Origin of the sequence: Uniformispora flossi (assembly GCF_049534875.1) — a bacterium.
Taxonomy (GTDB): Bacteria; Actinomycetota; Actinomycetes; order Streptomycetales; family Streptomycetaceae; genus Yinghuangia; species Yinghuangia aomiensis.
In genome coordinates this window covers 14,415-32,204 of record NZ_JBMULZ010000032.1, presented here as the reverse complement: position 1 = coordinate 32,204, position 17,790 = coordinate 14,415, and the positions used below count along the sequence as shown (strand labels likewise).

Genomic DNA, 17,790 nt, shown 5'->3' with positions numbered 1-17,790 from the left:
TGCTGTGGGGGGGGGGGGGGGGGGGGGGGGGGGGGGGGGGGGGGGGGGGGCGCCGGCGCGCCGCGGCCCCCCCCCCCCCCGGGTCCGGATCAGCCGCGCGGCAGGCCGAGGATGCGCTCGGCGACCACGTTCAGCTGGATTTCCCGGGTGCCGCCGCCGAGCAGCACCGCGGGGATGGACAGGTACGCGGTGACGAGTTCCTCGGCGAGCCCGTCGGTCGCCGCGAGCCCGGCCTCCGCGATCCGCTCCAGGCGCGTGGTCTGCACGGCCCGCTGGTGCTCGGTGACGGCGAGCTTGAGCACACTGGACGCGGCGCCCGGGTTGAGCCCGGACAGCTGCTGGAGCGTGGAGCGCAGGGTGAGGGCGCGCAGCGCCCAGTTCTCCGCGGCGTAAGCACCGAGCTTGACCGCGGTGGCCTGGTCGGCCCGGCTGCCGACGGACGCGCCGATCTCCTCGACGAGCTTGCCGAACGCGGCCATGCCGGGGCCGCCCGCGATCATCACGCGCTCGTTGGCGAGCGTGGTGCGGGTGATCGGCCAGCCCTGGTTCACCTCGCCCACGACCATGTCGTCCGGGACGAAGACGTTCTCCAGGAACACCTCGTTGAACTCGGACTGCCCGTTGGCCTGCTTCAGCGGGCGCACGTCGATGCCGGGCGTGCTCATGTCGACGATGAAGTAGGTGATGCCCTTGTGCTTGGCCACGTCCTGGTCGGTGCGGGCCAGGCAGATGCCCCAGTGGGCTTCGTGGGCCTTGGAGTTCCACACCTTCTGGCCGTTGATCTTCCAGCCGCCGTCGACCTTCTCGGCGCGCGTGGTCAGCGACGCCAGGTCGGATCCGGCGCCGGGCTCGCTGAACAGCTGGCACCAGATGATGTCGCCGCGCAGCGTGGCGGGCACGAAGCGGTCCTTCTGCGCGTCCGTGCCGTGCGCCATGATCGTCGGGAGCGCGAACTCGCCGATGATGGTGGAGGGCTGGACGAGCCCCGCGCGGGCGAACTCCTGCTGGATGACGATCTGCTGGGCCGGGTCCGCGCCGATGCCGTACGGCTTCGGGTAGTGCGGGGAGACGTAGCCGCACTCGTCGGCGAGGAACTGCCGGCGGGCGGGCTCCTCCAGGTCCTTCGCCCGGGCCAGGTTCGCGGCCACCTGGGCGCGGAACTCGTCGACATCGCCGTCGAGTTCGAGTTCGAAGCGGCGCACCGGGCCGCCCTCGAGGCTCGCCAGCGCGCGGCGGCCGAGGAGTTCGTTCCACTCGCCGGGGCCGCCGAGGAGCTGCGCGAGGAACACCGCGCGGCGCCAGTACAGCTGGATGTCGTGCTCCCACGTGAACCCGATGCCGCCGAGCATGGTGATGCAGTCGAGGGCGATCTCGCGGGCGATCGGCAGGCAGGTGACGGCGGCCTCGGCGGCGGCCAGTTCCAGCTGCGACTCGGCGTCGGCACCACGCTCGTCGGCGGCACGGGCGCCGTCCCACGCGGCCGCGGTGGCGACCTGGAGGCGCGTGAAGATGTTCGAGGCCTTGTGCTTGACCGCCTGGAACGAGCCGACGGCGCGGCCGAACTGCTCGCGGATCTTGACGTAGTCGACGGCGGTCTCGAAGCACCAGCGCGCGACACCCACGGCCTCGGCGGCGGCGAGGACCGCGGCGAGGCGGCGGACGCGTTCGGTGGTGATGCCCTGCAGCACCTGCGACGAGGTGATCTCCAGGCCGCGCAGCGTGACCTCGGCGACCCCGCGGGCGAGGTCGACGGCGGGCAGCGGGGCGATGTCCACGGCACCGGTGCCGAGGTCGCTGTCCGAGTCGCGGGTCGCGACCACGAACCACAGCTCGCCGGTCGTCGTGGACGCGGCGTCGGTACGGGCGCCGAGCAGCAGGTAGCGCGCGTTCGCGGCGCCGGGGACGGGGCCGGCCGTGCCGGAGACCTCCCAGCCGACCTGCGTCTGGTGCGCGGTGAGCCCGGCGCGGACGGCGACGGCGCCGGTGGCGCCCTCGGCGAACTCGGGCAGCAGGCGCTTGGCGATGTCGTCGCCGCCGTAGCGGGCCAGCAGCGCGCTCGTGATCACGCTGGGCAGCAGCGGGCCGGGCAGCAGCGCGCGGCCGGCCTCCTCCAGCGCGACGGCGAGGTCGAGGATGCCGGCGCCGGCACCGTCGTACTCCTCGGGCAGGTGGATGGCGGGGACTCCGGTGGCCGCCAGATCCGCCCAGAAGTCCGGGACCCGGCCGGCGGACAGCACGTCGAGGTCGCGGCGCACCGCCTCGATCGGCGCGTGGCGCTGGGCGAAACCGGCGACCGATTCGGCGAAGGTCCGGTGTTCCGGGGTGTATCCGATGGGCACGTGAAATCCCCTATCTGTGCGAGACCCGGGCAAGGGCGTTCCGAGAGCGGCCGGGCCCGCCGATCCTGATGATCCGACAATATCCTTGTCAAGGTCAAAGGAAAAGACAGGAGACCTTAGCTTTTTTCGGGTACGCGTTGCCCGGGCCCACGCACAGGGCGAGGGCCGCCGTGTGCTGCCGGTACTCCCGAGCTGGTGTTACTGCGCCGGTCGGGTCGTCGGCAGGCCCAGCTTGCGGTGGTCCCAGGTGACGATCCTCTCGGGGATCACCTTGATGACGACCCGCTTGTGCAGCATCATCTCGACGGCCGGCCGCATGGCCTCGGTGTACGGCGCGGTGTACCGGCTGAACACGTCGACGCCCAGCTCCCAGATGCGCTCCGGCTCCTCGACGATCTCCGCCTTGCCGACGACGGAGACGCCGCGCAGCTCCTCGTAGTAGTCGCCGGCCTCGACGAGCACCGTGATGTTGGGGTTGCGCCGCAGGTTGAGCACCTTCTGCGCCTTGGCCTTCGACTCGAGCGCGATCTCGCCCTCGAGGAAGCCGTACCACATGCCGATCGAGTGGATCGAGCCGTCGGCGTTGACGGTCGACATCGTCATCGAGTGCCGCTCGGCCAGGAACGCGTCGACCTCCTCCGGCGTCATCTTGACCTTGTCGCGCTGCTTGACGCCGTGTCCGATGTGCTCGCCCATGGGGCTCCCCTTTCCACCCGTGGCCGCTTCGGTCGTCATGCTCGCATCCGCGGGCGGCTGCGCGCCTTCCGTCACATCCCACAAGTGATTGCTTCAGTCAAACATTGTCGCGGCCACCATGCCACAGCACCGGGCACCGTGTCCGCCCCCGTCGCGCTTGCCCCGGTGATTGCCGGCGCCTGCCCGATACCTGCCCGATGCCTGCCCGGCGATTGCCGCCCCTGGCGTCCTTGCTCCTCCCTTGTTCCTTGACACACCGTCAGGTAGGCATGGGGCATGACGCGCACCGACGACACCGAAGTCCCCGACTACCCCGGCCGCCTCCGCCTCGACGGCAAAGGCGTCGTCGTCCTCGGCGCCGGCCAGGGCATCGGCCGCCAGGCCACCCACGCCCTCGCCCAGGCAGGCGCCCGCGTACTGGCCGCCGACCTCAACCCCGACCTCGCCGACGACATCGCGAAGGAAGTCGACGGCATCGCGTGGTCGGGCGACGCCACGTCGCGCGCCGACGTCGCGGAGCTGTGGCAGCGGGCCGAGGCCACGCTGGGCCGCGTGCACGCCGTGGTCGACATCATCGGCATGAGCAAGTACCAGGACCTCCTGTCGGTCACCGACGAGGACTGGACATGGCACCAGGACATCGTGCTGCGGCACGCGCTGCTGGCGTTGCAGTACGGCGGCGCGCACATGGCACGGCACGGGGGCGGGGCGTTCACGTTCGTCGCGTCGGTGTCGGGCCTGAGCGGCGCGCCGATGCATGCGGCTTACGGCGCGGCGAAGGCCGGGCTGATGTCGCTGGTGCGGTCGGCGGCGGTGGAACTGGGCCCGTCCGGGGTCCGGGTGAACGCGGTCGCGCCGGGGGTCGTGTGGACACCTCGGGTGTCGGCGTACCTGGGCGAGGCGGGACGGGCGGCCAACGCGGAGAACGCGCCGTTGCGCGACGTGGCCCGGCCGGCGGACATCGCGGGGCCGCTGCTGTTCCTGACGAGCGACTTGGCGCGGTACGTCAGTGGGCAGGTGCTGACGGTGGACGGCGGCGTGGGGGTCAAGTTCCCGTATCCGCTGCCGGACATGGAGGCTGCTCCGCACTGAGGGGACTCCTGACCCGGACCACGCACAAAGGGCCCTCCCTCCTCATGGGATTCATCGGGTCGTAGGTCGGTAACTCGATGAGTGGCCGCCGGCTGGTGAGCACTGCACCCTCCTGAGCCTGTGTGAGCTCTGGTGGGAGACCGTGCCGCTTGCCGGTTGTGGTCGGGAGGCCGGACTGCTGATGGGATGGCGTGCCCGCCGGGGCGCATTTTCGGGCGCACCCGGACGCTGAGGTCTACCTGTCGATGCCCGGCATCGGCGAGATCACCGGCGCCCGGGTGCTCGCCGAGTTCGGCGACGACCCCGACCGCTACACCTCCGCGAAAGCCCGCAAGAACTACGCCGGCACCAGCCCGATCACCCACGCCTCCGGCAAAGCCCGCACCGTCCAGGCGCTACGTCCTCAACCACCCCCTCGCCGACGCTTTGCAACGCCAAGCCTTCTGCGCCCTGCAGAACTCACCCGGCGCCCGCCGCTACAACGACAACCAACGCGCCCGCGACCTCGCCTACAACCCCGCCCTACGCCAACTCGGCAACCGCCTCGCCGGCATCCTCCACGGATACCTCAGAGCACACACCCACTACAACGAAGCCACCGCCTGGGCCCACCACACCAACCTCACCGCAGCTTGACACCCCAACGCCATGGGATGTCTCCCACCAACTCGGGAAGACTCGCGCGCCGAAAGCCCCTCCCCCGCCCCCGCCGCCGTCGGTCAACCCCGACCCAGCGAGTCTCCTCCACCCCCACCACCCCCGTCGAAAGCAAAAAAGCGGGCCTGTGGACGGACCGACGCAACCCCGCCAGTCCATCCACAGACCCGCCCTACAACCTCACACCCGCGCAGTCTCCTCCGCGGGCTTCGTCTCCGCGGCGGCAGCCGCCGCCACCTGCTTCCCCGTCTGCAGCGGCCGTTCCTTGATCAGCAGCACCGCGATCAGCGCCATCAGACCGAACGGCGCCGCGACCAGGAAGATGTCGCCCACCGCGTGCCCGTACGCGCTCTCCACCGCGGTCCGCAGCGGCTGCGGCAGGTGCTGCACGTCCGGAATACCGCCCCCGCCGGAGCCTCCGCCGCCGAGGTAGCCCGCGACCCGGTGCGACATGACCGCGCCGAGGATCGAGACGCCGATCGCGCCGCCCAGGCTCCGGAAGAACGCCACCGTGGAGCTGGCCGCGCCGAGCTGGTTCGCCGGCACCGCGTTCTGCACCGCGAGGATCAGGTTTTGCTGCAGCGCACCGACACCCACGCCGACCAGGAACATGTACACGGCCAGCAGCACCAGGCTGGTGTCGTACCGCGCGGTCCCCATCAGCGAGAGCCCCACGGTGAGCGACACGCCGCCCATCACCAGGTACCGCTTCCACCGCCCGGTCGCCGTGATGAGCCGCCCCACCACGGTCGACGTGATGGCCAGCCCCAGGATCATCGGCATCGTCATCAGACCCGACACCGTCGGCGACTTGCCCCGCGCGATCTGGAAGTACTGGCTGAGGAACACCGAGGCGCCCATCATCGCCAGACCCACGAACAGGCTGCCGACGACCGCGAGCACGATCGTCCGCTCGCGGAACAGCCACAGCGGAATGACCGGCTCGGCCGCCCGGCTCTCGACGAAGAGCGCCGTGGCGAGCAGCACCAGCGCCAGACCGATCAGCGCGCCGGTCTGCCACGACAGCCAGTCGTACTGGTCGCCGGCCAGCGTCACCCAGATCAGCAGCACGGACACACCCGCGCTGATCAGCGTCGCGCCCGCGTAGTCGATCTTGACGCCCTCGCGCTTGACCACCGGCAGCTTGAGCGTCTTCTGCAGCATGACCAGCGCGGCGATCGCGAACGGGACACCGACGTAGAAGCAGCCGCGCCAGCCCAGTCCGGGCGTGTCGACGATGACGCCGCCGATGAGCGGCCCGCCGACGGTCGCCAGCGCGAACGTCGCACCGAGGTAGCCGCTGTAGCGGCCGCGTTCCCGGGGCGAGATCATCGCGGCCATGATGACCTGGGCGAGCGCGGTCAGGCCGCCGACGCCGATGCCCTGCATCACGCGGAAGCCGATGAGCATCCCGGAGCTTTGCGACAGGCCGGCGAGCATCGAGCCGGCCACATAAATGACGAGCGCGAGCTGCACGAGCAGCTTCTTGCTGAACAGGTCGGACAGCTTGCCCCAGATGGGCGTGGTGCAGGTCATCGCGAGCAGCGTCGCCGTGACCACCCAGGTGTACGCGGACTGCCCGCCGCCCAGGTCGCCGATGATGCGGGGAAGTGCGGTGCTGACGATCGTCGACGACAGAATCGCGACGAACATGCCCAGCAGCAGCCCGGACAGGGCCTCCATGATCTGGCGGTGACTCATGGTCCCCGCGGTCGGTTGCGGTGCGGCGGTGGCGCTCGCCATGCGGTACATCCCTTCGAAACCCGCCCCCGACGGATCTCGCCGTCCGGCAGGTGCCCCTTTTTAATCGTTGCTTTGCACAACTGTAGAGCACATTGGTTGCGCCATGCAACTTTTACCATTCCTTGGCATTTCGCGAGATGCCGGAACCACACCGAATCCGCCCCCGGCATTCGGGGGACGTCCGCGCACCCCGCCCGCGCGTCCAGGGCACGCCCGAACGAACCGTCCTAACCTGAAAACATGGCGAATACCAGCAAGAGCGGGCGAAGCGGGAACTTCTTCGCCGACATCAGCACGCAGACCTGGGTGGCGGTCGTCGTCGTCATCCTCGCCGTCTGGTTCGTGCTGGCCAACACCAAGTCGGTGTCGGTCCGCTTCTGGATCCCCACCGTCGAAGCCCCGATGTGGATCATCCTCGTCGGCGCGGTCCTCGTCGGCGCCTTCACCGGATGGATGCTCAAGGACCGTCGCGACCGCCGCTGACCCTCCGCCCCGCCCGCCGCCCCACGACGGCGGTCCGGCAGCGCGCCCCGTACGACCGCACGCACACTGCGGTCCGGCAGCGCGCCCCGTGCCGATATTCTTCGGAACTGTGTCGACCCGCAGCCGGACCACCGCGTACCTCCGCACCACGGCCGCGGCCGCGCTCGCCGGCGCCGTCCTGCTCACCGGCTGCGGGGTCAACGGCACCGCCAAAGCCGACCCCGTCCCCGCATCCGTCTGCGCCGGGATCCTCCCCGCGGAAGACGTGACGTCGTTGCTCCCCCGCACCCAGGTGTCGGTCCGCGAAGAGCAGAAGCCGATCGCCAAGTACCCGCTGCTGCGCTGCGAGGTGACCGCAGGCGGCGTCAGCTTCGTCGGCTCGGCCTACCTGCCCAACATGGCCGGCCCCGACCTCGCGCAGTTGGCAGGCTCGACGAGTTCGCTGTCTTCTTCCCTCGGCTCCAGCGGAATGACCGGCCCGGACGACGCCTGGTGGATCATCGACGACTGCCGGCTGACCCTCGACGGCAAGGACCAGAACGTCCCCGTCCTGGTCCGCGCCCGGATCATGGGCAACCCGAACACCGACCACCGCGACGCCCTCGGGCAGATGGTGGTGCAGCTGGCGAAGGGCGTCGACAAGTCCGCCCAATGCAATTCCAAGCAGCTCGGCGACCCGATCCCGGCGCCCCTGCCCGCACCGAAGCCGGTCCCGGTCACCGACGCGCCCATCTGCGCCGTCCTCGATCCGCGGACGCTCGGCCCGGCGGCCGAAGGAGCCCAGCGGGCGCGGTGGACCGCCACCGAGACCCCGATCCCGACCCCGACGTCGGCCTACGCCTACATCCACACCTGCGACCTCTACATCGACGGGATCCGCGCCTACTCGCTGACCGTCGCGTTCGGCCGCGCCGCGCCGGATGCCGAAGTGGTCGGCGAGCGGCCGAGCTTGTCGCAGCGTCTTCCGGTGCCCCCGGCCGCCACGCCGCAGCCGACGCGCGGTGCGCGGGATGCCACGGCGATGCCGCCGGGCACGGTGGTCGCATCGGTGACCGGGGTCAAGGTGAAGCCCGACGGCACGAAGAGCATGTCCGCGTACCGGATGTCGCGGCACGACAGCCCTGCCCTCCCGGCCGTCGCGTTGAACGTTCCGGTCGAGCAGGTGTTCCGCTCCTGGGTCGCGGCCCTCGTCCAGCAGCAACGCGCGGATCCGCCCACACCGGACGCCGAGTGGAAGTTCGCCTGACCCCACCGGCGGACCGGCGATTGCGCCGCCCGAGCCGGGTGCGGTAGGCCGCGCGCGTGCGGGACACCCGCGCGCGTTGGGCGCCCGCAGGCCGCCAAACCGGAAATCCCCCGTACGGCGCAGGTGCCGCCGCGCCAGAGCCCCCTCGTACGGGTGACGTTCGCTGGCATCGACTGTCACCTTCCGTGACGGCACGGTAACGTCGCGCGGCATATCCCGCCGGACGACCATCTTCGCCACAACGAGGAGCCAAATCCGTGTCACGTTTGCTGGACGTCAGTCCTGAGGTCCGCGCCGAGATCGGCGATGACGAGGCCACCCGTCTGGTGTCCGGGGAAACCGGGCCGCAGACGTACGCGTGCGCGTCGTGCCGGGGCGGCGGCGACACGACCGTCGAAGAGACGAGCGCGCTCCTGTACCTCGCGCAGGAGACCGCGGTGCTCGCGTTCGCGCACGCCCGCTGCATCCCCTCGCAGGTCATCCCGGTGTCGGACGCCGCCGTGGAGCCGCTGATCGCGGCGCAGCAGGGCGACCCGTCGAACGTGCCGACGCCGACCGTGGTGCCGGGCGGGCCGGTCCCGATCTCGATCACCGGCAGCATGATGGTGTGCGACGGGATCACGTACGCCGCCCTGGTCGTCGAGCCGGGCGCGGCGGTGGCGCGGCCCGGTACCCAGGGGGCCCGGGACGAGTTCCTGTCGCTGCTGGCCGAGCGCGGGTTCACCCCGATCGCCGACCCGGACGCGATGCTCCCGCCGCTGCTGAGCGGCTGGTCGGTGGCGCTGGACGGCGGGTTCCTGACCGCGGTGCTGTTCCCGGGCGCGAGCGGCCGCACCGAGGCGTGGTGGCAGGCGCAGGTTCCGGCCGAGGTGCCGGAGGCGTGGCTGAGCGCGGCGCGCAACAACGCCGTGGTGCTGCTGTACGCGGCGCCGGTCGGCACGATCGGCATCCACACGGGCAACGACGAGCTGGGTGCGGCGCTGCGCGAGGCGGGCCGCCGCGGGCTGCTCGTCGCGGGATCAGTGCCGATCAGCGGCGTCTGAGCGCGAGGGGGCGGGGCCGCGGTCACACAGCCGCGTCCCCGCTGTCACGTTCCGTGTCCCCTGCTAGCGTCGGCCGAATGAACGCGGACCATGGCTTGACCCACCTCCGAGTCGACGGCGACGAACTCGTTGCCTTCGACCGGAGGCACATTTGGCACCCTTATGCGAGCGCTGTCGGCGACGCGCCGCTGTTCCCCGTCGTGTCGGCGGAAGGGGTGCGGCTGCGGTTGGCCGACGGGCGCGAACTCGTCGACGGAATGGCGTCGTGGTGGGCGGCCATCCACGGGTACAACCACCCGGCGCTGAATGCGGCGCTCCGCACGCAGATCGACAGCATGGCGCACGTCATGTTCGGCGGCCTGACGCATCCGCCCGCGGTGGAGCTGTGCCGGCGGCTGGTGGAGTTGACGCCGGAGCCGCTGCAGCGGGTGTTCCTCGCCGACTCGGGCTCGGTGAGTGTCGAGGTGGCGCTGAAGATGGCGCTGCAGTACCAGCGGGCGCGCGGGCATGCGGGGCGGAGCCGGATGCTGACGGTGCGGGGCGGTTACCACGGCGACACGTTCGCGGCGATGGCTGTGTGCGACCCGGACGGCGGGATGCATTCGCTGTGGTCGGGTGCGCTGCCGGAGCACCTTTTCGCGCCGGTTCCGCCCGCGGGCTTCACCCGGCCGCTGTCCGGTCCGGACACCGAGGAGCTGGCCGCGCTGCTGGCGAAGCACCGGAACGAGATCGCCGCGGTGATCCTGGAGCCGATCGTCCAGGGCACCGGCGGAATGCGGTTCCACTCCCCCGCCTATCTGCGGCGGGTGCGCGAACTGTGCGACGAGCACGACGTGCTGATGATCACCGACGAGATCGCCACCGGGTTCGGCCGCACGGGCGAGCTGTTCGCGTGCGACCACGCCGGGATTTCGCCGGACATCATGTGCCTGGGCAAGGCGCTGACCGGCGGCTATATGACGATGGCGGCGACGCTGTGCACGGACGAGGTCGCCGAGACGATCTCGCGGGCGCACGGTGCGTTCATGCACGGGCCGACGTTCATGGCGAACCCGTTGGCGGCGGCGGTCGCGACGGCGAGCATCGACCTGCTGGTGTCGGGTCCGTGGCGGGAGCGGGTGGCGACGCTCGCCGCGGGGCTGCGCGAGGGGCTCGAACCGGCGCGCGGGCTGCCGCAGGTGGCGGATGTGCGGGTGCTCGGCGGGATCGGCGTGATCGAGCTGCACGAGCCGGTGGACATGCGGAAGGTGCAGCCGGCGTTCGTCGAACGCGGAGTGTGGATCCGGCCGTTCGGGAAGCTCGTCTACACGATGCCGCCGTATGTGATGGGCGCCGAGGATCTGGCGACGGTCACGGCGGCGATGGTCGACGTGGTGGCGACGGTGCACCCGGAACCGGTCGGCTGACCGACGGCGGGGCCGCGCCGAAAACCCGGCGGTTTCCCGGGTTTGTGGGGGGTTTTGCCCGCATCGCAACGGCTTCTTCGTCGTTGGACCTTGCGTGTTCACTTTCCATGACTCCGTGGCCCACGCCGTCCCCGACAACCAGCCGGTGTCCCAAGGGGATTCGCCCACTCCGATCTTCGACCGGCTGATCGAGGAGTGGCAGCGGATGTTCCGGGCCGTGCCGGGCGACCGCTTCGGGGAGACGTACAACCCGTCGGCGCCGCATTCGGCGTATCCCGGGGGCGGCTACGGGTATGCGGTGCCCGCGCAGCAGGCTGCGCCCGCGAACTCCGCGGTGTACGACACCTACGGCGGCCGCACGCAGCGCAGCGGCCGCGCGGGTCTCGCGCTGATGCCGGTCGCGGGGTATCAGACGCAGCATCTGCCGCTGTGAGCGCACGCTGCTCCACGGCAGCGTGCGGTCGTGCTGCGGGGTGCGGTGCGACGGCGGGACGCGGTCACGCGAACGAGTGAGGCCCGGAACCTTTCCCAGGTTCCGGGCCTCTCGCAAGTCATGACGGCCTTCGCACGGGCTTTACTTCCCGGACTTCCCGCCCTTGCGCGAGCGCTTCTCGCGCACCTTCATGCGGATCTCGATCGGCGTGCCGGGGAACCCGAATTCCTCGCGCAGGCGGCGCTCGACGAACCGCCGGTAGCCCGCCTCGAGGAACCCGCTGGTGAACAGCACGAACCGGGGCGGCTTGGTGCCCGCCTGGGTGCCGAACAGGATCCGCGGCTGCTTGCCGCCCCGCACCGGGTGCGGGTGCGCGGCCACGAGCTGCCCGAGGAACGCGTTGAGCCGCCCGGTCGAGATGCGCTTCTCCCAGCTCTCCAGCGCGGTCTCGATCGCGGGTACGAGCTTCTCCATGTGCCGGCCCGTCTTCGCCGACACGTTGACGCGCGGCGCCCACTGCACCTGCACCAGGTCCTGCTCGATCTCGCGCTCGAGGTAGTAGCGGCGCTCTTCGTCGAGGAGGTCCCACTTGTTGTAGGCGATGACGATCGCCCGGCCGGAGTCGATGGCCAGCGAGATGATCCGGGTGTCCTGCTCGGCGAGCCGCTCGCTCGCGTCGATCAGGATGACCGCGACCTCGGCCTTCTCCAGCGCCGCGGTGGTGCGCAGCGAGGCGTAGAAGTCCGCCCCGGAGGTGAGGTGGACGCGGCGCCGGATGCCTGCCGTGTCGACGAACTTCCAGGTCTTGCCGCCGAGTTCGATCAACTCGTCGACGGGGTCGCGGGTGGTGCCGGCGAGCGGGTCGACGACGACGCGGTTCTCGCCCGCGACCTTGTTGAGCATCGACGACTTGCCGACGTTCGGGCGGCCGAGCAGCGCGACGCGGCGCGGCCCTCCCTCGCGGAATGCGCCGAGGCCGTGCACGGGCGCCTCGGGCAGCGCGTCGAGGACGGCGTCGAGGAGGTCGCCGCTGCCGCGGCCGTGCACCGCGGAGACGGGGTAGGGCATGCCGAGGCCGAGCGACCACAGCGCGGCGGCGTCGGCCTCCAGCGCCAGGTTGTCGACCTTGTTGGCGGCGAGCACGACCGGCTTCCCGGCCCGGCGCAGCAGCTTGACGACGGCCTCGTCGGAGTCGGTGGCGCCGACCGTGGCGTCGACGACGAAGAGCACCGCGTCGGCGTTCTCGATGGCGTATTCGGCCTGCAGGGCGACCGACAGGTCGATGCCCGCGACGTCCTTCTCCCAGCCGCCGGTGTCGACGACGGTGAAGCGGCGGCCGTTCCAGTCCGCGTCGTACTTGACGCGGTCGCGGGTGACGCCGGGGGTGTCCTCGACGACCGCCTGGCGGCGGCCGATGATGCGGTTGACCAGGGTGGACTTGCCGACGTTGGGGCGTCCGACCACGGCGAGGACGGGCATGTGGGCATGCGCCTCGACCTCTTCCTCACCGCCGCCGAGGAGGTCGCCGCCGGCGTCGACCCACTCGTCGGGGTCGTACTCGGCCTCCCATGCCGCAGGGTCGATCGTCCCCGGGTACTCGTCGGCGGATGCGCCGGATCCGGTGTCGTGCTGCATGGGTGGCGTCCTTGTGTTCGGTGGTGTTCTCAGGCGGCCGCGTCCGCCGCCGGGACCTCGTGGGTCCGGCCGGTCAGGCGCCGCGCCTCGTGCAAGTGTGCGGTGAGCCGCTCGCGGATGCGTTCCGACGCCTCGGCGACGGCGCGGCGCGAGCGGGTTCCGGTGTCCTCCACCGGCTGGAAAGGCTTGCCGTATACGACGTCGATCTTCGCGCGGAACGCGGGTAGCGCGCCGATGGACGCGCCGCGGTCTCCCGTGCCCAGGCAGGCGACGGGCACGATCGGTGCGCCGGACCGCATCGCGAGGTACGCCAGCCCGTGCTGCACCTCGGCGAAGTCGCCTTCGCCGCGGGTGCCTTCCGGGAAGACGCCGAGCGCGTTGCCGGCCTTGAGCACGGTCAGCGAGTTCATGATCATGCCGCGGTCGGCGCTGCCCCGGCTGACCGGGATGTGGCCGATGCCGCGCAGCACCGGGTCGAGGGGCCCGGCGAACATCTCCTGCTTGATCCAGAAGTGCACGGGACGCGGACTGAACGCGTACAGCAGCGGCCCGTCCGCGAAGTTCGTGTGGTTGCCCGCCAGGATGACCGGGCCGCCGAGCGGCACGTGGTGGGTGCCGAGCGAACGGATGCGCCAGAACGACCGCAGCAGCGGGATGCCGATACGGTGCGCGGCGCCGGCGAGCGGCGGCTTGGTGATGTCGGTGGGCACCGGCCAGCGCGGGGGACGTGCCCCGCCGCGCTGCCCGGGCAGACCCGGGGCAGTGGTCACGACAGGCGGTCCCGGACCAGGCCGAGCACGTGCGCGACGACCTGCTCGCGGTTCATCGCCGTGGTGTCGACGAGGGTCGCGCCTTCGGCCATGGACAGCGGCGAGGTCGCCCGTCCCGAGTCGAGCGCGTCCCGGCGGGCCAGGTCGGCCTGGGTCGCGGCCAGGTCGCGCGCGGGGTCGGTGCCTTCGGCGTTGCGGCGCGCGGCGCGGGCCGCCTCGGAGGCGGTCAGGTAGAGCTTGACCGGGGCGTCCGGCGCGACTGCGGTGCCGATGTCGCGGCCTTCGACGACGATCCCGCCGTCGCCGATCACCGCGCGCTGCAGCGCGACCAGGCGGGCCCGGACCTCCGGCACCGCGCTCACGGCGCTGACGGCGCCGGTGACCTCGGGGCCGCGGATGGGCCCGGCGACGTCGACGCCGTCGGCGTGGATGGTCGGCCCGTCCGGGTCGGTGCCGGACACCAGCTCGGGCTTGTCGGCCGCGGCGGCCACCGCGTCGGTGTCGTGCACGTCGATGCCGTTGTGCAGCATCCACCAGGTCATCGCCCGGTACATCGCACCGGTGTCCAGGTAACGCAGCCCCAGCGTCCGGGCGACGTCGCGCGACACGCTCGACTTGCCGGACCCGGACGGACCGTCGACCGCAACCACGATCGTCGCGAGCGGCGTGCGTGTATCCACGGTCGATGACCCTTCGGCAGGCGGGGGGATGTCCCCCCGAGGGTACCGGCAACCCTCACCCCCCATCATCCCCGATTGCGCTTGGGCACCGGACCGCTGCGCGTTCGCCGCCTTACTCCCCTGCCGGGCGCCCGTGGGCCCAGGATGGTCGGCGGGGTTCCGGGCGGGTGGCGCGGTCGTTGCCGGGCCTGCCGTCGGCGGATCCCGGTCCGGTGGACCCGGACCCACTCGAGACGGCGTGGAGGCACCTATGAGCAGCACGCAGAGCCGGGCATCGGGCCCCGCCGCGTCCCCCTCGGGTCCGCCGGCGGACTCGCCGGACCCGACCGCGACGGCGCCCGGGGCACACGACCCGCGGGGCGGGCCCGGGTACGGCCTGGGTGGCTTGTCGGTCCCCGCCACCACCATCGGCGCCGACGGATTGCCGCAGGACCCCGACCCGCGCTATTTCGAGCGCACGCACGGCATCCTGACGTACCGCGTGGGCAGCACAGCGCAGTTCGGCGCCGCCGTCCATTTTCTGTCCGAGCAGCCGAAGCCGGTGGTCACCCTCGTCGGGGGAGCGGGCGGGTTCGCCGAATCCGCCGCCGGTCGGCCGTTGTTCGACGCGATCGTGCGGAGCGCGGCCCGGCATTCGGGGCTGCTGGCGTTCGGCGGCGGCAGCTCGGGGGCGCTGCAGCACCTCGGCGAGGCGAAGGCGCGGCTGATCGCCCGCGGCGAGATCGAGGAGTTCAAGCCGGCGCTGTTCGGTGTCATCGCCGAGGGCACCCTGGCGCTGCCCGGCGAGCGCTACGACCCCAACGCGCGGGTCCCCGCCCAGCCGGACCAGGAGGTTCTTCTCATCGTTCCGGGGGACCAATGGGGCGACGAGTCGCGCGCGCTCGCCGAGTTCGGGGTCGCGGCGTCGGGAGTGCACGGGTCGGCGACGGTCCTGGTCAACGGCGGCGGCATCACCGTCCTCGACGCGGTGCACCGGCTGGAGTCCGCGACGCGGGACGACCAGCGCCTGTTCGTGGTCGCGGGCTCCGGTCGGGCCGCCGACGCCATCGCCCAGGCACACCACCACATCGCGCACGGGCGCCACCCCGATGCGTCGGGGCACGGGCTCAGCCCGGAGAGCGAACGGCTCGCGGCCCGGGTTGCCGCCGACCGGCGCACCCACGTGGTGCATGACGCCGCCGAGCTGGAAGCGGCCATCGACCAGGCGATGGCGGACGCCGCCGAGGCCGCGGCGGCCCGGCCGGACAAGCGCGTCGACCGTGCGATCGTCCCGGACGTGGCCCCCGCACACGTTCCAGCTGCTCTGCCCGGCATGACCCCGCGGCCTACGAACTGGGCCACGAGGCGGTCCGCGGGACGTGGTACGAGACACCGCAGGGGCCGGCCAGTACCTCCGCCACCGTTTCGGAGCCCGACCGGGCCCGCTGGGACGCGCTGCCCACGCGGGTCAGGAAGGAAGCGCTCGCCGCGCTCACCGCGCACAACGAGGCTGCCTCCCGAGCCCCGGACACCGACCCGACGACCGCCTACCGTGCGGGTGTCCAGGAGCAGTACTGGACCAGGCACGACGCCTGGAGGGAAACTCCCGGCCCGGCACCGCGCGCGGTCGCCGCCACTAGGGGCTTCGCCCCGACCGAGGCCGCCACCGCCACCGCCGCCGGCCCCGGCGCCGTCGCCTCTGCGGCGCCACCGGTGTCGGCCCTCACTCAGCCCCTTCGTAAGGACGCGGAGCAGGTCCCCGAGGGGCCGTCGAACGGCGCACGCTTCTGACGGACGCGGCCCGGCGCCACCCCCGGGTGCCCGGCTGCCGCCGGGGAACGGCTGCCGCCGGGGAACGGCTGGTGCCCCCTCCGTGTCGCCTGTCCCGGTCAGGCGGGGGTTTCGACAGCGGTCTCGGGAGCCGCGACCCGGTGTGCGGCGACCGCGCGGCCGCGGCTGCGCGGCAAGCCGAACAGCGCGACGAGGACGACCAGCAGGCCGGCACCCGCGCCGATGGCGAAGGAGGCGGTGAAGGCATCTTCGGTGGGGATCTTGACCGGCAGTCCGGCGATCAGGTGGCTGGTGAGCAGGGAGGTGACCATGGCGCTGGCGAGGGAGCTGCCGACCGAGCGGGCGATGGCGTTGACGCTGTTGGCGATGCCGGTCTGCGCCATCGGCACCTCGGCGATGATGAGCGCGGGCATCGCCGCGTAGGCGATGGCGACCGACGACTGCACGGCGATCGCGACCACGATGAGCTGCCAGCTCCGGTCGTGCGCGAACATCACGAAACCGTAGGCGACCAGGCTGATCAGTCCGGCGACGCCGAGAGCGTGACGGCCGCCGAAGCGCCGGACGAGGATCCCGCCGATGGGCGCGGCGACGATCGCGGACAGGGCACCGGGCAGCAGGTAGACCGTCGAGGCGGACAGGACCGAGGCGGTGAAGCCGTAGCCGGCCACCCGCTCGGGCATCTGCACGAACTGCGACACGGCCAGAAAGCCGACGAACATGTTCACGCCGACCAGCACGCCCGCGATGTTGGTGAAGGCCACCGAGCGCTTGACGAACACCTTCATGTCGATCATCGGGTCGGCGATCCGCCGTTCCACCGCGGCCCACGCCGCGAACAGCAGCGCGCTGACCGCGAACAGCCCGAGGGTGCGCGCGGAACCCCAGCCCCACGTGTTGCCCTGCGATACGGGCAGCAGCAGCGCGACCAGCGCGGCGCCGAGTAGGCCTGCGCCCGCCCAGTCGATCCGGCCGGTGGCGGTCGGCTTGCGGTGCGGCACGACGGCCGCGACCGCGAGGGCGGCCAGCGCGGTGAGGATGGTGGCGGCCCAGAACACCCGGTGGTAGTCGCCATGGTGGTTGGTCAGCAGTCCGGTGAGCACCAGGCCGATGCCGCCGCCGATCCCGATCATGCCGCTGACCATGGCCATCGCCCCGGTCAGCTTCTGCGGCGGGAGTTCGTCGCGCAGCGCGCCGAGCGCCACCGGGAACAGCCCGCCCCAGGCGCCTTGCAGCACCCGGCCGATGATCAGCAGCGGCAGCGACGTGGTGAGCGCGGCCAGCAGCGACCCCGCGAGGATCATGCCGAGCGCGACCAGCAGCATGCGCTTCTTGCCGTACAGGTCGCCGGTCTTGCCGAACAGCGGCGTCATCACCGCGGCGGCCAGCAGGTTCGCGGTCAGCACCCACGAGATCTCCCCCGCGTCGGCGTTCAGTCGCGCCCCGATGGTGCTGAGGACGGGGACGACGAGGGTCTGGAGCATCGCGCCGACCATGGCGGCGAACGACAGTGCGGCGATGAGCGCGCCGGGATGGGGCACGCGGGTCGCGCGCGTGGGTGGCACGGCGGTGGCGGACACGGGCGGGGTCCTCGCTTCGATCGGCGGCAGCTTCCGGGAATCACAAACTCAACAGGGTGTCGAGTATTCCCGATGAATCGTCGATTCCGCGAACCGAACCCGGGCCGGACCCGCCCGGCACCGGCACCGCATCCGTCCGGCACCCGCGAAACGCGGGCACAAAGAAGCGGGGCCGAGGGGATCGAAACGATCCCCTCGGCCCCGCGGCTCCGCGGCT

General features: G+C 71.8%; 12 protein-coding genes and 3 pseudogenes. 8 read left to right on the top strand and 7 right to left on the bottom strand.

Annotated elements, in window-relative coordinates; translation table 11 throughout:
- Positions 1–89: 89 nt before the first annotated feature.
- The gene (locus ACPA54_RS37485) at positions 90–2,339 is read right to left on the bottom strand and encodes an acyl-CoA dehydrogenase family protein (protein WP_423536806.1); all 2,250 of its coding nucleotides are present in this window, start codon (positions 2,337–2,339) and stop codon (positions 90–92) included.
- A 198-nt stretch (positions 2,340–2,537) separates the two neighbouring features.
- Positions 2,538–3,035, bottom strand: coding sequence for a pyridoxamine 5'-phosphate oxidase family protein (locus ACPA54_RS37480; protein ID WP_345680660.1), 498 nt, complete (start codon positions 3,033–3,035; stop codon positions 2,538–2,540).
- Positions 3,036–3,311: 276 nt separating this feature from the next.
- On the opposite strand from ACPA54_RS37480, the gene ACPA54_RS37475 reads away from it, so the two are divergent.
- Together ACPA54_RS37475 and ACPA54_RS37470 are read left to right on the top strand one after the other, a co-directional pair.
- Entirely contained in the window at positions 3,312–4,127 is an 816-nt protein-coding gene (locus tag ACPA54_RS37475; RefSeq protein WP_423536804.1) for an SDR family NAD(P)-dependent oxidoreductase, read from the top strand.
- 206 nt (positions 4,128–4,333) lie between these two features.
- A pseudogene (locus ACPA54_RS37470) lies at positions 4,334–4,763 on the top strand (transposase); the annotation flags it as partial.
- A gap of 210 nt (positions 4,764–4,973) precedes the next feature.
- Here the strand turns inward: ACPA54_RS37470 and ACPA54_RS37465 are convergent.
- Positions 4,974–6,485: pseudogene (locus ACPA54_RS37465) on the bottom strand (MDR family MFS transporter); the annotation flags it as partial.
- Between the two features lie 282 nt (positions 6,486–6,767).
- Between ACPA54_RS37465 and ACPA54_RS37460 the strand changes: the two are divergent.
- From ACPA54_RS37460 to ACPA54_RS37440, 5 genes are all read left to right on the top strand, one after another.
- Positions 6,768–7,010: a LapA family protein gene (locus ACPA54_RS37460; protein ID WP_423536801.1), complete on the top strand. Its 243-nt coding sequence runs from the start codon at positions 6,768–6,770 to the stop codon at positions 7,008–7,010.
- Between the two features lie 109 nt (positions 7,011–7,119).
- The gene (locus ACPA54_RS37455; protein ID WP_423536799.1) at positions 7,120–8,256 is read left to right on the top strand and encodes a hypothetical protein; all 1,137 of its coding nucleotides are present in this window, start codon (positions 7,120–7,122) and stop codon (positions 8,254–8,256) included.
- Between the two features lie 257 nt (positions 8,257–8,513).
- Positions 8,514–9,299 (top strand): hypothetical protein, encoded by a 786-nt coding sequence (locus ACPA54_RS37450; RefSeq protein WP_345680656.1) that lies wholly within the window; start codon positions 8,514–8,516, stop codon positions 9,297–9,299.
- 77 nt (positions 9,300–9,376) lie between these two features.
- The gene (bioA, locus tag ACPA54_RS37445) at positions 9,377–10,705 is read left to right on the top strand and encodes an adenosylmethionine--8-amino-7-oxononanoate transaminase (protein WP_423536796.1); all 1,329 of its coding nucleotides are present in this window, start codon (positions 9,377–9,379) and stop codon (positions 10,703–10,705) included.
- 115 nt (positions 10,706–10,820) lie between these two features.
- Positions 10,821–11,138, top strand: coding sequence for a hypothetical protein (locus tag ACPA54_RS37440; protein WP_423536795.1), 318 nt, complete (start codon positions 10,821–10,823; stop codon positions 11,136–11,138).
- 141 nt (positions 11,139–11,279) lie between these two features.
- Here the strand turns inward: ACPA54_RS37440 and der are convergent, their stop codons facing one another.
- From der to cmk, 3 genes are all read right to left on the bottom strand, one after another.
- Positions 11,280–12,773, bottom strand: a complete 1,494-nt coding sequence (gene der, locus ACPA54_RS37435; RefSeq protein WP_423536794.1) for a ribosome biogenesis GTPase Der — start codon at positions 12,771–12,773, stop codon at positions 11,280–11,282.
- Positions 12,774–12,802: 29 nt separating this feature from the next.
- On the bottom strand, positions 12,803–13,471 hold the full coding sequence (locus ACPA54_RS37430; protein WP_423536855.1) for a lysophospholipid acyltransferase family protein: 669 nt from the start codon (positions 13,469–13,471) through the stop codon (positions 12,803–12,805).
- A 68-nt stretch (positions 13,472–13,539) separates the two neighbouring features.
- A complete protein-coding gene (cmk, locus tag ACPA54_RS37425) occupies positions 13,540–14,223 on the bottom strand; it encodes a (d)CMP kinase (RefSeq protein WP_423536792.1) in 684 nt (227 codons plus the stop codon).
- Positions 14,224–14,251: 28 nt separating this feature from the next.
- On the opposite strand from cmk, the pseudogene ACPA54_RS37420 reads away from it, so the two are divergent.
- Positions 14,252–15,277 (top strand): annotated as a pseudogene (locus ACPA54_RS37420) (hypothetical protein); the annotation flags it as partial.
- 814 nt (positions 15,278–16,091) lie between these two features.
- Here ACPA54_RS37420 and ACPA54_RS37415 read toward each other — a convergent pair.
- On the bottom strand, positions 16,092–17,573 hold the full coding sequence (locus tag ACPA54_RS37415) for an MFS transporter (protein WP_423536790.1): 1,482 nt from the start codon (positions 17,571–17,573) through the stop codon (positions 16,092–16,094).
- Positions 17,574–17,790: the final 217 nt, after the last annotated feature.